Raw genomic sequence first — 13,982 nt, forward strand, 5'->3', positions numbered from 1 at the left:
ACGTCTCACATGGAGTTACAAAGGAACCGGTTAGATGAAGAGGTCTGGAAAGGCCCGCCAGAGAAGGTAAAAGCCCTGTAGTTCAAAACTGGTTCTCTCCGAGACGGATCCCGAGTAGTGCGGGGCACGTGAAACCCCGTATGAATCCGGCAGGACCATCTGCCAAGGCTAAATACTCCCTGGCGACCGATAGTGAAGCAGTACCGTGAGGGAAAGGTGAAAAGCACCCCGGAAGGGGAGTGAAATAGATCCTGAAACCGTGTGCTTACAAGAAGTCAGAGCCCGATCTATGGGTGATGGCGTGCCTTTTGTAGAATGAACCGGCGAGTTACGTTCCCGTGCAAGGTTAAGGTGAAGAGCTGAAGCCGCAGCGAAAGCGAGTCTGAATAGGGCGAATGAGTACGTGGACGTAGACCCGAAACCGGGTGATCTACCCCTGTCCAGGGTGAAGGTGCGGTAACACGCACTGGAGGCCCGAACCCACGCATGTTGAAAAATGCGGGGATGAGGTGGGGGTAGCGGAGAAATTCCAATCGAACCCGGAGATAGCTGGTTCTCCCCGAAATAGCTTTAGGGCTAGCCTCGGAAAGAAGAATCGTGGAGGTAGAGCACTGATTGGGTGCGGGGCCCGCAAGGGTTACCAAGCTCAGTCAAACTCCGAATGCCATAGATTTAGTTCCGGGAGTCAGACAGTGAGTGCTAAGATCCATTGTCGAAAGGGAAACAGCCCAGACCATCAGCTAAGGTCCCCAAGTGTGTGTTAAGTGGGAAAGGATGTGGAGTTGCACAGACAACCAGGATGTTGGCTTAGAAGCAGCCACCATTGAAAGAGTGCGTAATAGCTCACTGGTCGAGTGACTCTGCGCCGAAAATGTAACGGGGCTAAACACACCACCGAAGCTATGGCTTGATGCTTGCATCAGGGGTAGGGGAGCGTTGAATGCGGGTTGAAGGTGTACCGTAAGGAGCGCTGGACTGCATTCAAGTGAGAATGCCGGTATGAGTAACGAAAAGATCTGTGAGAATCAGATCCGCCGAAAGCCTAAGGGTTCCTGAGGAAGGTTCGTCCGCTCAGGGTAAGTCGGGACCTAAGGCGAGGCCGATAGGCGTAGTCGAAGGACAACAGGTCGAAATTCCTGTACCACCGTAATCCGTTATGAGCGATGGGGTGACGCAGTAGGGTAGTGACGCGGACTGATGGATGTCCGTCTAAGCAGTGAGGCTGATGTGTAGGCAAATCCGCACATCGTAAGGCTGGGCTGTGATGGGGAGCGAAAATTGTAGTAGCGAAGGTCATGATCTCAGACTGCCAAGAAAAGCCTCTAGCCAGGAGAAGGTGCCCGTACCGCAAACCGACACAGGTAGGCGAGAAGAGAATTCTAAGGCGCGCGGAAGAACTCTCGTTAAGGAACTCGGCAAAATGACCCCGTAACTTCGGGAGAAGGGGTGCCTCGGTAGGGTGAATAGCCCGAGGGGGCCGCAGTGAAAAGGCCCAAGCGACTGTTTAGCAAAAACACAGGTCTGTGCGAAGCCGCAAGGCGAAGTATACGGGCTGACGCCTGCCCGGTGCTGGAAGGTTAAGGGGAGTGGTAAGCTCGCAAGAGCGAAGCTATGAACCGAAGCCCCAGTAAACGGCGGCCGTAACTATAACGGTCCTAAGGTAGCGAAATTCCTTGTCAGGTAAATTCTGACCCGCACGAATGGCGTAACGACTTGGGCGCTGTCTCAACGAGAGATCCGGTGAAATTTTAATACCTGTGAAGATGCAGGTTACCCGCGACAAGACGGAAAGACCCCATGGAGCTTTACTGCAGCTTGATATTGAATTTGGGTACGATCTGTACAGGATAGGTGGGAGCCGTCGAACTTTGAGCGCCAGCTTGAAGGGAGGCATCCTTGGGATACCACCCTGATCGTATCTAGGTTCTAACTTGGTACCGTAAACCGGTGCGAGGACAGTGTCAGGTGGGCAGTTTGACTGGGGCGGTCGCCTCCTAAAGAGTAACGGAGGCGCCCCAAGGTTCCCTCAGAATGGTTGGAAATCATTCGAAGAGTGCAAAGGCAGAAGGGAGCTTGACTGCGAGACCTACAAGTCGAGCAGGGACGAAAGTCGGGCTTAGTGATCCGGTGGTACCGCATGGAAGGGCCATCGCTCAACGGATAAAAGCTACCCTGGGGATAACAGGCTTATCTCCCCCAAGAGTCCACATCGACGGGGAGGTTTGGCACCTCGATGTCGGCTCATCGCATCCTGGGGCTGAAGTAGGTCCCAAGGGTTGGGCTGTTCGCCCATTAAAGCGGTACGCGAGCTGGGTTCAGAACGTCGTGAGACAGTTCGGTCCCTATCTGTCGTGGGCGTAGGAAATTTGAGAGGAGCTGTCCTTAGTACGAGAGGACCGGGATGGACGTACCGCTGGTGTACCAGTTGTTCCGCCAGGAGCACCGCTGGGTAGCTATGTACGGAAGGGATAAGCGCTGAAAGCATCTAAGCGTGAAGCCCCCCTCAAGATGAGATTTCCCAGTATGTAAGACCCCTTGAAGACGACGAGGTAGATAGGTTGGGGGTGGAAGTGCAGTAATGCATGGAGCTGACCAATACTAATCGGTCGAGGGCTTATCCTAAAGATAAAACGCAAATGAGTTTCGGATCCAGTTTTCAGGGTGTAACCTTGAAGGTATGTAGAAATACATACGAAATACGCATTGAAATTCATTCACACAGCTGTGATGAACCGAGTTTCAATACGGAAGAATTTGCGTAGCAAATTCATGTTTGGTGGCGATAGCGGAGGGGTTCCACACGTACCCATCCCGAACACGACCGTTAAGCCCTCCAGCGCCGATGGTACTTGGACCGCAGGGTCCTGGGAGAGTAGGACGTCGCCAAGCGATATCCTTTAGAGGATGATAAATTTTTACATGTTAGGGCCTTTAGCTCAGCTGGTTAGAGCGCACCCCTGATAAGGGTGAGGTCGGTGGTTCGAGTCCACTAAGGCCCACCACTTCTAGAATAACAAAAAGATTGGGGCCATAGCTCAGCTGGGAGAGCGCCTGCCTTGCACGCAGGAGGTCAGCGGTTCGATCCCGCTTGGCTCCACCAATATTCCCTGATAGCTCAGTTGGTAGAGCACTCGACTGTTAATCGAGTTGTCACAGGTTCGAGTCCTGTTCGGGGAGCCATATTTTGAATATTTCTGACTTTTATATATTAAGGTGGCGGCGTAGCTCAGCTGGCTAGAGCGTACGGTTCATACCCGTGAGGTCGGGGGTTCGATCCCCTCTGCCGCTACTCGGAGAGATACCCAAGTGGCTATAAGGGGACCCTCTGCTAAGGGGTTAGACTGCGAAAGTGGTGCGAGGGTTCGAATCCCTCTCTCTCCGCCATAAATTTATTGAGACCAGAACTTATTTTGTAAGGCCCGTTGGTCAAGGGGTTAAGACACCTCCCTTTCACGGAGGTAACAGGGGTTCGAATCCCCTACGGGTCATAACATGGAGGCTTAGCTCAGCTGGGAGAGCATCTGCCTTACAAGCAGAGGGTCGGGGGTTCGATCCCCTCAGCCTCCACCATAAGAAAATTTGAGAAATGCTTTTTAATGTCGCGGGGTGGAGCAGTTCGGTAGCTCGTCGGGCTCATAACCCGAAGGTCGTAGGTTCAAATCCTGCCCCCGCAATTAATTTCCTATTGGAAATGCCTCTGGAACTGTGGTGTAGAGGCCTAACATGCCTGCCTGTCACGCAGGAGATCGCGGGTTCGAATCCCGTCAGTTCCGCCATTTTAGCTTCATATATAATTGGCATATATAGTGCGGATTATATGATGTAGTAATAAAATTTAATATGGCTCGGTAGCTCAGTCGGTAGAGCAGAGGACTGAAAATCCTCGTGTCGGCGGTTCGATTCCGTCCCGAGCCACCTTTCAAGTGGGAAATGAGTAATGTGCCGGTGTAGCTCAACTGGTAGAGCAACTGACTTGTAATCAGTAGGTTGGGGGTTCAAGTCCTCTCGCCGGCACCATTTTGGAGGATTAGCGAAGTGGCCAAACGCATCAGACTGTAAATCTGCTCCCTTACGGGTTCGGTGGTTCGAATCCATCATCCTCCACCAGTCTTTTCATAATCATATGGCGGTCGTGGCGAAGTGGTTAACGCACCGGACTGTGACTCCGGCATTCGTGGGTTCAAGCCCCATCGGCCGCCCTTTATTCTTAATTTATTGGGGATTAGCCAAGCGGTAAGGCAACGGACTTTGACTCCGTCATGCATAGGTTCAAATCCTATATCCCCAGCCATTAAGAGCCATTAGCTCAGTTGGTAGAGCACCTGACTTTTAATCAGGGTGTCGAAGGTTCGAGTCCTTCATGGCTCACCATTTATAATTATTTTGCGGTCGTGGCGGAATTGGCAGACGCGCACGGTTCAGGTCCGTGTGGGCTAACCCCCCGTGGAGGTTCGAGTCCTCTCGACCGCACCATATTTTGCGGACGTGGCTCAGCGGTAGAGCATCGCCTTGCCAAGGCGAGGGTCGCGGGTTCGATTCCCGTCGTCCGCTCCATTATCCATACGGCGCCATAGCCAAGTGGTAAGGCAAAGCTCTGCAAAAGCTTCATTCCCCAGTTCAAATCTGGGTGGCGCCTTGACTGCTCATTATGGAATTTAATATGCGCCCTTAGCTCAGCTGGATAGAGCGTTTGACTACGAATCAAAAGGCCGGGAGTTCGAATCTCTCAGGGCGCGCCATTTCTTAAAAAATGTATAATGTCGGGATGTAGCTCAGCTTGGTAGAGCACCTGGTTTGGGACCAGGGGGTCGCATGTTCAAATCGTGTCATCCCGATACTGATTTGCGGGTGTAGTTCAATGGTAGAACTCCAGCCTTCCAAGCTGGTAGCGTGGGTTCGATTCCCATCACCCGCTTTTTGCTATAGCGGATTCTTGTTGCCTCAGTGGTGACACCTTATAAATAAAGAGAGCCTGTCTGGGGACAGAGCTCTCTCTTTTTTTGTATTTATCCTCATGTAATCCACAATGTGTTGATTATCCATAATCTTCGGTATCGGTGTATTCGTTCTGATCATGCAACTGGTATACGCCGATAACCGATCTAGTGGACAGTTTTTACACGGGAATGGTCAGCTGGATGGAGGTTCCCTCGTCTGGAGCAGAGGTTATGCTCATAAATCCCCCTACCCCTCTAGCTCGTTCTTCCATACTGAACAATCCAACTCCCTCTCCTTGGGACTTTCCAGAGAATCCAATGCCTTTATCCCGAATGGTCACTTGTATCATTTCATTTTGATCCTCAACGTCGACATATGCCTCTGCTACATCTGCGTATTTGGCTACATTCGTTAACGCCTCTTGTACAATCCGATAAATTGCAATTTCCTTGCGAATATCAACCCGTTTACGTAGATTGCATTGAAAATGCACCTCAATCCCGTAATGAGAACAGAAGTTTTCAATATAGGTTCTTATGGCTGGGACGACACCCAGATCATCCAGAACTGAGGGACGAAGTTCCCACGCTAGACCACGAACATCTTTGATGATGTCGGTCACCTGCGAACGGAGATTCTCCAGAGTAGCACTAGGTTGTTCGGCAAGTTGGCTATCCAATTGAATAATAAGTGAAAATAAGCTTTGCCCTATCCCATCATGCAGCTCTCTTGAAAAGCGTTTACGTTCTTCTTCCTGTATTTGCATGACTTGTGTCATCATAGACTGAAGTTCAGCTTCTACTCTCTTCAGTTTAGTGACCTCATTGCGGATCGCTAAGTACTGATAGGGTTTACCTTCCTCGTCCATAAACGGAACGATCGTAGTATTCACCCAGTAGTAGCTGTTATCTTTAGCACGATTACGTATTTCTCCTCGCCATACCTCACCTGAACGGATCGTAGTCCACAGGTTTTTCATGAAGGCGGGGGTATGATAGCCTGAATTAATGAGACGATGATCCTGACCGATCAGCTCTTCACGACTGTATTGCGAAATCTCACAGAACTTGTCGTTTACGTACTGAATAATACCTCGATGATCGGTCAAAGCAACGATGGAAGACGTATCTAGGGCAAATTTCAGATTGGATAATTGGTGGAGTGAGTTACGCAGCGCATGAAGAAAAGGGGATTCTGGTATATAAATTTCCAGATCATTCAGCAGTTTATCGGTTGATTCACCAAAGGCATGCTGCAGTAAAGGGTTAGAAGGTTCATTCATAATGGAGTAGCCCCTTTTTTAGTGCGAATTTGACTAGCTCAGGTCGTGTTTTCAAGTTAAGCTTCTCCATAAGATTGCTTTTATGGGACTCTACGGTTTTGACACTAATCACCAGGTGCTCGGCAATTTCCTTGTTGGCATATCCTTTGGCTACCCAGGATAGAATCTCTTTTTCCCGCTCAGACAAGGATTCATAGGGTCCGGCTATGCCTTCCTGTTTGATTTTGTCCAGATATTCACTCATCAGTCGTTTGGTTGCATTCGGGTACAAATAGGCACTACCTTCGGCCACAGACTGGATGGCAGCGAGTAACTCCTCGTGAGGTGCGCTTTTTAAAATATATCCGGATGCTCCAGCTTGAATGGCTCGGAACAGATATTCTTCATCGTCATGCATCGTTAAAATAAGGACTTCTGTATCGGGCAGCTGTTTTTTTAATTCAGTGGTTGCTGTGAGACCATCTTTTCCAGGTGGCATGCTAAAATCCATGAGCACAACATGAGGTTGTAGCTCCACTGCCTTGCGGATTGCCTCATCCCCGTCTGCTGCATCTCCTACTACCTTAATACCGTTTTTGCCGTCCAATAGGGCCATGAGGCCAGAACGTACGACAACGTGATCATCCACTACTAGTATACGAATCAATTTGTCATCCCCTCGAACGGTAAAAAACCGTACGTTTTGTCATAATCATAGCAAATTTTAGGGATTTCAATCAACAAAGATAGTTAGGGACAGCTATATCAAGTATCTGATGAGGATCATTATCTATAGAAACATTGTTGAGCTATGGAGTGAGAGGGTAAGCACATAGTTGGCTAAGGCGTTGAGCTACTTGAGTAGCCTCGGCTATATCAGACTCTGTGAACATCCTCACATCACGATTACCAAGAAGCAGCACACCGTTGGGCAGATCCCCTGTGCTGGAAAAGGGAATGGCAACAGCAGAGTGAAGCTGCTCGGCCAGCATTAGTGCACATTCCTGACGCAGACGTATACTACCTGATAACAAAGCACTTACAGTTACGGTACGCCCCAAGCGAACAGCCATACCGGCAATACCATGGCCAATCTTAAAAGAAATAAGGCGATAGCGATTGCTTCGGCTACCAGAGGCGTAATACCAATGCAACTTACCACCTGACTTGGACATAAATGCAAGGGCAGTGAGATCACCATAAATAGTATCTCTCAACTGGTTCAGTTCTTTTCGCATTTCATCCGTTATTTGTAGCATAGAAGACACATCCTTTTTCATAACCAAACTATATCTCTAGTTCATTGTAGTTTCGACAGTTGCAAAAGTAGATCGGGGAACCCCCTGATCTATAGGCGCAGGAAACACTGACTTTTCATCTGGTCGGATAAGGAGTAGGGAAATGGTCGATAAATGGGGCGTTAGCTTACTTCAGAAGTGATATTTATCACAGCAAATCAGGGAGTAGGAAGGTATAAAATCAGGTGTTCTCCCGATAACAACCCAGGCGTTAAAACATTATGATATAGATATCAGGTAAACACGAGGAGGACGCTAACATGCAAGCCACTTGTATGGAACGGTTTGGGGACGAAGCGGAACGCACGGGAATTCAGATTTATTTGACAGATGAGCATTTTGATCTGCTAAAAGATATTATGTCCTGGAAGAAGGTAAAGGCAGGCGTTATGCTTTTCCGAGAGGGCGATGATGCAGAGCAGCTTTATTATATACATTCAGGTCATGTCAAACTTCGTAAATCGACAGAAGATGGTAAAGAACTGATTCTGACCATTCAGCATCAAGGCGACTTAATTGGGGAATTTAGCGGGATAGATGGAGAAGAGTATAGTTGCACTGCGGAAACAGCTGATGTGTGTGAGTTAGGCGTCGTGCTTGTTAAGGATCTGGAGTCGCTCTTGTCCAAAAATGGGGAAATGGCACTTCAGTTCATCCAGTGGATGGCGATGAAGCAACGCATTATGCAATCGCGTTTTCGGGACTTACTGTTGTATGGTAAAACTGGAGCGTTAGCGTCTACATTGATCCGTGCTAGCAATACATGTGGCGTGGCTGTGAAGGATGGCATTTTACTAAATATGAAGCTAAGTCACTCCGAATTAGGTGAGATGATTGGAGCGACGCGCGAGAGTGTGAACCGGATGCTGAGCGCGCTGAAAGAGCAGGGAACCCTAGATACAAGGGATGGAAAGATTGTCATTCACGATCTCAAGGTATTACGTGGCATGTGCTGCTGTCCTTCGTACGGCCAATGTGCCCATGAAATTTGTCGCCTCTAATATATGAATACCATTAGGCGGGGTCCAAGAGACTTCGCCTTGCCGCAGGTCTTATAGCAATCTAGCACATGGGGTACGAACAACATAGATTACCAAATAACTAATTAACGTCGTATAGCGGCTAATTAGCAATAAAGTATATATATTAAATGGAACTGAATGCATGACATTTTATGCACCAACCGTTTTGAAGTAACAGTGGAGCTAATTCTAATAATGGTTGAATAAAAGGAGGAAGAAATCCCATATTTTAAAAAAAAGGATATTTTTACAAGTTGCTTTCTCTGGCCGAAAATGATATATTATTTAAGCTGACAACAAAACAGCAGTTTCAAAAGCGAAAAGCTTGGGTGAAATGATTTTTAAAAAAAAGAAAAATAGCCCTTGCATTTTTGAAACGAACATGATATGATCTTATAGCTGCTGAAAAACGCAGCGAAAGAGAAATGTTTGATCTTTGAAAACTGAACAACGAGTGAGTAAAACGATTTTGTTCGCAAAATCAAACAAGAGATATTTTTTATCTCGTCAGTTTCAAAATGAGCTTATCGCTCTTTCTATAAACCAGCTTCGGTTGGTCTTTAATGGAGAGTTTGATCCTGGCTCAGGACGAACGCTGGCGGCGTGCCTAATACATGCAAGTCGAGCGGGGTTATGTAGAAGCTTGCTTCTACATAACCTAGCGGCGGACGGGTGAGTAACACGTAGGCAACCTGCCCACAAGACAGGGATAACTACCGGAAACGGTAGCTAATACCCGATACATCCTTTTCCTGCATGGGAGAGGGAGGAAAGACGGAGCAATCTGTCACTTGTGGATGGGCCTGCGGCGCATTAGCTAGTTGGTGGGGTAAAGGCCTACCAAGGCGACGATGCGTAGCCGACCTGAGAGGGTGATCGGCCACACTGGGACTGAGACACGGCCCAGACTCCTACGGGAGGCAGCAGTAGGGAATCTTCCGCAATGGGCGAAAGCCTGACGGAGCAACGCCGCGTGAGTGATGAAGGTTTTCGGATCGTAAAGCTCTGTTGCCAGGGAAGAACGTCTTGTAGAGTAACTGCTACAAGAGTGACGGTACCTGAGAAGAAAGCCCCGGCTAACTACGTGCCAGCAGCCGCGGTAATACGTAGGGGGCAAGCGTTGTCCGGAATTATTGGGCGTAAAGCGCGCGCAGGCGGCTCTTTAAGTCTGGTGTTTAATCCCGAGGCTCAACTTCGGGTCGCACTGGAAACTGGGGAGCTTGAGTGCAGAAGAGGAGAGTGGAATTCCACGTGTAGCGGTGAAATGCGTAGAGATGTGGAGGAACACCAGTGGCGAAGGCGACTCTCTGGGCTGTAACTGACGCTGAGGCGCGAAAGCGTGGGGAGCAAACAGGATTAGATACCCTGGTAGTCCACGCCGTAAACGATGAATGCTAGGTGTTAGGGGTTTCGATACCCTTGGTGCCGAAGTTAACACATTAAGCATTCCGCCTGGGGAGTACGGTCGCAAGACTGAAACTCAAAGGAATTGACGGGGACCCGCACAAGCAGTGGAGTATGTGGTTTAATTCGAAGCAACGCGAAGAACCTTACCAGGTCTTGACATCCCTCTGACCGCTGTAGAGATATGGCTTTCCTTCGGGACAGAGGAGACAGGTGGTGCATGGTTGTCGTCAGCTCGTGTCGTGAGATGTTGGGTTAAGTCCCGCAACGAGCGCAACCCTTATGCTTAGTTGCCAGCAGGTCAAGCTGGGCACTCTAAGCAGACTGCCGGTGACAAACCGGAGGAAGGTGGGGATGACGTCAAATCATCATGCCCCTTATGACCTGGGCTACACACGTACTACAATGGCCGGTACAACGGGAAGCGAAGCCGCGAGGTGGAGCCAATCCTAGAAAAGCCGGTCTCAGTTCGGATTGTAGGCTGCAACTCGCCTACATGAAGTCGGAATTGCTAGTAATCGCGGATCAGCATGCCGCGGTGAATACGTTCCCGGGTCTTGTACACACCGCCCGTCACACCACGAGAGTTTACAACACCCGAAGTCGGTGGGGTAACCCGCAAGGGAGCCAGCCGCCGAAGGTGGGGTAGATGATTGGGGTGAAGTCGTAACAAGGTAGCCGTATCGGAAGGTGCGGCTGGATCACCTCCTTTCTATGGAGAATCGTTTCCTGCGATGGAAACATTCAAATATGAAGCGTAAGCTTCAAAACTCAGGTTTAGGCCTGTTACTCACTCGTTGCTCAGTTTTGAGAGTTCAAACTCTCAAGCTTCGACGAATACTTCATTCACACATTCGTGTGGAACCGAAATATTCATCGGGTTTCGCTTCGATGAAGCGAATTGCACCTTGAAAACTGGATACCGAAACGAAATTGCGTTTTAGAATATTCCTTTAAGCTGATCTTGTGTAAACAAGTGAAATAAAGGTAGCTGCCTTGAATTTCATTCACACGTAAGTGTTGAACCGAAATTCAAAGCAAATCGTATTTACGATGTAAATACTAGGTTAAGCTACAAAGAGCACACGGAGGATGCCTAGGCGCCAGGAGCCGACGAAGGACGTGGCGAACAACGATAAGGCCTCGGGGAGCTGTAAGCAAGCTTTGATCCGGGGATGTCCGAATGGGGAAACCCGGCTGTCTTCATCGACAGTCACTTTCTGCTGAATACATAGGCAGAATAGAGGCAGACCAGGGGAACTGAAACATCTAAGTACCCTGAGGAAGAGAAAACAATAGTGATTCCGTCAGTAGCGGCGAGCGAACGCGGATTAGCCCAAACCAAGGAGCTTGCTCCTTGGGGTTGTGGGACGTCTCACATGGAGTTACAAAGGAACCGGTTAGATGAAGAGGTCTGGAAAGGCCCGCCAGAGAAGGTAAAAGCCCTGTAGTTCAAAACTGGTTCTCTCCGAGACGGATCCCGAGTAGTGCGGGGCACGTGAAACCCCGTATGAATCCGGCAGGACCATCTGCCAAGGCTAAATACTCCCTGGCGACCGATAGTGAAGCAGTACCGTGAGGGAAAGGTGAAAAGCACCCCGGAAGGGGAGTGAAATAGATCCTGAAACCGTGTGCTTACAAGAAGTCAGAGCCCGATCTATGGGTGATGGCGTGCCTTTTGTAGAATGAACCGGCGAGTTACGTTCCCGTGCAAGGTTAAGGTGAAGAGCTGAAGCCGCAGCGAAAGCGAGTCTGAATAGGGCGAATGAGTACGTGGACGTAGACCCGAAACCGGGTGATCTACCCCTGTCCAGGGTGAAGGTGCGGTAACACGCACTGGAGGCCCGAACCCACGCATGTTGAAAAATGCGGGGATGAGGTGGGGGTAGCGGAGAAATTCCAATCGAACCCGGAGATAGCTGGTTCTCCCCGAAATAGCTTTAGGGCTAGCCTCGGAAAGAAGAATCGTGGAGGTAGAGCACTGATTGGGTGCGGGGCCCGCAAGGGTTACCAAGCTCAGTCAAACTCCGAATGCCATAGATTTAGTTCCGGGAGTCAGACAGTGAGTGCTAAGATCCATTGTCGAAAGGGAAACAGCCCAGACCATCAGCTAAGGTCCCCAAGTGTGTGTTAAGTGGGAAAGGATGTGGAGTTGCACAGACAACCAGGATGTTGGCTTAGAAGCAGCCACCATTGAAAGAGTGCGTAATAGCTCACTGGTCGAGTGACTCTGCGCCGAAAATGTAACGGGGCTAAACACACCACCGAAGCTATGGCTTGATGCTTTGCATCAGGGGTAGGGGAGCGTTGAATGCGGGTTGAAGGTGTACCGTAAGGAGCGCTGGACTGCATTCAAGTGAGAATGCCGGTATGAGTAACGAAAAGATCTGTGAGAATCAGATCCGCCGAAAGCCTAAGGGTTCCTGAGGAAGGTTCGTCCGCTCAGGGTAAGTCGGGACCTAAGGCGAGGCCGATAGGCGTAGTCGAAGGACAACAGGTCGAAATTCCTGTACCACCGTAATCCGTTATGAGCGATGGGGTGACGCAGTAGGGTAGTGACGCGGACGGATGGATGTCCGTCTAAGCAGTGAGGCTGGTGTGTAGGCAAATCCGCACATCGTTAAGGCTGGGCTGTGATGGGGAGCGAAAATTGTAGTAGCGAAGGTCATGATCTCAGACTGCCAAGAAAAGCCTCTAGCCAGGAGAAGGTGCCCGTACCGCAAACCGACACAGGTAGGCGAGAAGAGAATTCTAAGGCGCGCGGAAGAACTCTCGTTAAGGAACTCGGCAAAATGACCCCGTAACTTCGGGAGAAGGGGTGCCTCGGTAGGGTGAATAGCCCGAGGGGGCCGCAGTGAAAAGGCCCAAGCGACTGTTTAGCAAAAACACAGGTCTGTGCGAAGCCGCAAGGCGAAGTATACGGGCTGACGCCTGCCCGGTGCTGGAAGGTTAAGGGGAGTGGTAAGCTCGCAAGAGCGAAGCTATGAACCGAAGCCCCAGTAAACGGCGGCCGTAACTATAACGGTCCTAAGGTAGCGAAATTCCTTGTCAGGTAAATTCTGACCCGCACGAATGGCGTAACGACTTGGGCGCTGTCTCAACGAGAGATCCGGTGAAATTTTAATACCTGTGAAGATGCAGGTTACCCGCGACAAGACGGAAAGACCCCATGGAGCTTTACTGCAGCTTGATATTGAATTTGGGTACGATCTGTACAGGATAGGTGGGAGCCGTCGAACTTTGAGCGCCAGCTTGAAGGGAGGCATCCTTGGGATACCACCCTGATCGTATCTAGGTTCTAACTTGGTACCGTAAACCGGTGCGAGGACAGTGTCAGGTGGGCAGTTTGACTGGGGCGGTCGCCTCCTAAAGAGTAACGGAGGCGCCCCAAGGTTCCCTCAGAATGGTTGGAAATCATTCGAAGAGTGCAAAGGCAGAAGGGAGCTTGACTGCGAGACCTACAAGTCGAGCAGGGACGAAAGTCGGGCTTAGTGATCCGGTGGTACCGCATGGAAGGGCCATCGCTCAACGGATAAAAGCTACCCTGGGGATAACAGGCTTATCTCCCCCAAGAGTCCACATCGACGGGGAGGTTTGGCACCTCGATGTCGGCTCATCGCATCCTGGGGCTGAAGTAGGTCCCAAGGGTTGGGCTGTTCGCCCATTAAAGCGGTACGCGAGCTGGGTTCAGAACGTCGTGAGACAGTTCGGTCCCTATCTGTCGTGGGCGTAGGAAATTTGAGAGGAGCTGTCCTTAGTACGAGAGGACCGGGATGGACGTACCGCTGGTGTACCAGTTGTTCCGCCAGGAGCACCGCTGGGTAGCTATGTACGGAAGGGATAAGCGCTGAAAGCATCTAAGCGTGAAGCCCCCCTCAAGATGAGATTTCCCAGTATGTAAGACCCCTTGAAGACGACGAGGTAGATAGGTTGGGGGTGGAAGTGCAGTAATGCATGGAGCTGACCAATACTAATCGGTCGAGGGCTTATCCTAAGATAAAGCGCAATGAGTTTCGGATCCAGTTTTCAGGGTGTAACCTTGAAGGTATGTAGAAATAC

4 protein-coding genes, 21 tRNA genes and 4 rRNA genes (1 of these 29 cut by a window edge) are annotated in these 13,982 nt (G+C 49.9%); 26 read left to right on the forward strand and 3 right to left on the reverse strand.

Annotation, left to right across the window (positions count from 1 at the left end; all coding sequences use genetic code 11):
• From MKY16_RS01890 to MKY16_RS02000, 23 genes are all read left to right on the forward strand, one after another.
• Positions 1–2,622 (forward strand): 23S ribosomal RNA (locus tag MKY16_RS01890) (it extends 305 nt beyond the left edge of the window).
• A 150-nt stretch (positions 2,623–2,772) separates the two neighbouring features.
• A 5S ribosomal RNA gene (gene rrf, locus MKY16_RS01895) occupies positions 2,773–2,889 on the forward strand.
• 36 nt (positions 2,890–2,925) lie between these two features.
• Positions 2,926–3,002 (forward strand) — tRNA-Ile (locus MKY16_RS01900).
• A 22-nt stretch (positions 3,003–3,024) separates the two neighbouring features.
• Positions 3,025–3,100 (forward strand) — tRNA-Ala (locus tag MKY16_RS01905).
• Between the two features lie 4 nt (positions 3,101–3,104).
• Positions 3,105–3,180, forward strand: a tRNA-Asn gene (locus tag MKY16_RS01910).
• Between the two features lie 35 nt (positions 3,181–3,215).
• Positions 3,216–3,289: transfer RNA gene (locus MKY16_RS01915), tRNA-Met, on the forward strand.
• A gap of 3 nt (positions 3,290–3,292) precedes the next feature.
• Positions 3,293–3,384, forward strand: a tRNA-Ser gene (locus MKY16_RS01920).
• Positions 3,385–3,416: 32 nt separating this feature from the next.
• Positions 3,417–3,488: transfer RNA gene (locus MKY16_RS01925), tRNA-Glu, on the forward strand.
• Between the two features lie 6 nt (positions 3,489–3,494).
• Positions 3,495–3,570, forward strand: a tRNA-Val gene (locus MKY16_RS01930).
• Positions 3,571–3,600: 30 nt separating this feature from the next.
• A tRNA-Met gene (locus tag MKY16_RS01935) sits at positions 3,601–3,674 on the forward strand.
• Between the two features lie 25 nt (positions 3,675–3,699).
• Positions 3,700–3,776 (forward strand) — tRNA-Asp (locus tag MKY16_RS01940).
• 66 nt (positions 3,777–3,842) lie between these two features.
• Positions 3,843–3,915 (forward strand) — tRNA-Phe (locus MKY16_RS01945).
• Positions 3,916–3,941: 26 nt separating this feature from the next.
• Positions 3,942–4,017 (forward strand) — tRNA-Thr (locus tag MKY16_RS01950).
• A 4-nt stretch (positions 4,018–4,021) separates the two neighbouring features.
• Positions 4,022–4,107 (forward strand) — tRNA-Tyr (locus tag MKY16_RS01955).
• Between the two features lie 19 nt (positions 4,108–4,126).
• Positions 4,127–4,199: transfer RNA gene (locus tag MKY16_RS01960), tRNA-His, on the forward strand.
• Positions 4,200–4,216: 17 nt separating this feature from the next.
• Positions 4,217–4,291 (forward strand) — tRNA-Gln (locus tag MKY16_RS01965).
• Positions 4,292–4,295: 4 nt separating this feature from the next.
• Positions 4,296–4,371: transfer RNA gene (locus MKY16_RS01970), tRNA-Lys, on the forward strand.
• A 14-nt stretch (positions 4,372–4,385) separates the two neighbouring features.
• A tRNA-Leu gene (locus tag MKY16_RS01975) sits at positions 4,386–4,473 on the forward strand.
• 6 nt (positions 4,474–4,479) lie between these two features.
• Positions 4,480–4,554 (forward strand) — tRNA-Gly (locus tag MKY16_RS01980).
• A 10-nt stretch (positions 4,555–4,564) separates the two neighbouring features.
• Positions 4,565–4,636: transfer RNA gene (locus MKY16_RS01985), tRNA-Cys, on the forward strand.
• A gap of 26 nt (positions 4,637–4,662) precedes the next feature.
• Positions 4,663–4,739, forward strand: a tRNA-Arg gene (locus tag MKY16_RS01990).
• Positions 4,740–4,761: 22 nt separating this feature from the next.
• Positions 4,762–4,835, forward strand: a tRNA-Pro gene (locus MKY16_RS01995).
• Between the two features lie 9 nt (positions 4,836–4,844).
• Positions 4,845–4,915, forward strand: a tRNA-Gly gene (locus MKY16_RS02000).
• Between the two features lie 201 nt (positions 4,916–5,116).
• Here the strand turns inward: MKY16_RS02000 and MKY16_RS02005 are convergent.
• The 3 genes from MKY16_RS02005 to MKY16_RS02015 all read right to left on the reverse strand — a co-directional run bounded on the left by MKY16_RS02005 (position 5,117) and on the right by MKY16_RS02015 (position 7,458).
• On the reverse strand, positions 5,117–6,220 hold the full coding sequence (locus tag MKY16_RS02005) for a PAS domain-containing sensor histidine kinase (protein ID WP_340953896.1): 1,104 nt from the start codon (positions 6,218–6,220) through the stop codon (positions 5,117–5,119).
• Positions 6,213–6,866, reverse strand: coding sequence for a response regulator (locus MKY16_RS02010; protein WP_029516026.1), 654 nt, complete (start codon positions 6,864–6,866; stop codon positions 6,213–6,215). Before MKY16_RS02010 ends, MKY16_RS02005 begins: the two co-directional genes overlap by 8 nt.
• Before the next feature lie 142 nt (positions 6,867–7,008).
• Complete coding sequence (locus tag MKY16_RS02015; RefSeq protein WP_029516025.1) at positions 7,009–7,458, reverse strand: GAF domain-containing protein; 450 nt, start codon at positions 7,456–7,458, stop codon at positions 7,009–7,011.
• Positions 7,459–7,757: 299 nt separating this feature from the next.
• Between MKY16_RS02015 and MKY16_RS02020 the strand changes: the two genes are divergently transcribed.
• The 3 genes from MKY16_RS02020 to MKY16_RS02030 all read left to right on the forward strand — a co-directional run bounded on the left by MKY16_RS02020 (position 7,758) and on the right by MKY16_RS02030 (position 13,917).
• Positions 7,758–8,498, forward strand: a complete 741-nt coding sequence (locus MKY16_RS02020; protein WP_029516024.1) for a Crp/Fnr family transcriptional regulator — start codon at positions 7,758–7,760, stop codon at positions 8,496–8,498.
• A gap of 581 nt (positions 8,499–9,079) precedes the next feature.
• Positions 9,080–10,635 (forward strand): 16S ribosomal RNA (locus tag MKY16_RS02025).
• Positions 10,636–10,988: 353 nt separating this feature from the next.
• A 23S ribosomal RNA gene (locus MKY16_RS02030) occupies positions 10,989–13,917 on the forward strand.
• The 16S and 23S rRNA genes sit together here, the layout of an rRNA operon.
• Positions 13,918–13,982 lie beyond the last annotated feature (65 nt).

This window comes from Paenibacillus sp. FSL L8-0641 (assembly GCF_038006265.1).
In the GTDB taxonomy this organism is placed as follows: domain Bacteria; phylum Bacillota; class Bacilli; order Paenibacillales; family Paenibacillaceae; genus Paenibacillus; species Paenibacillus polymyxa_D.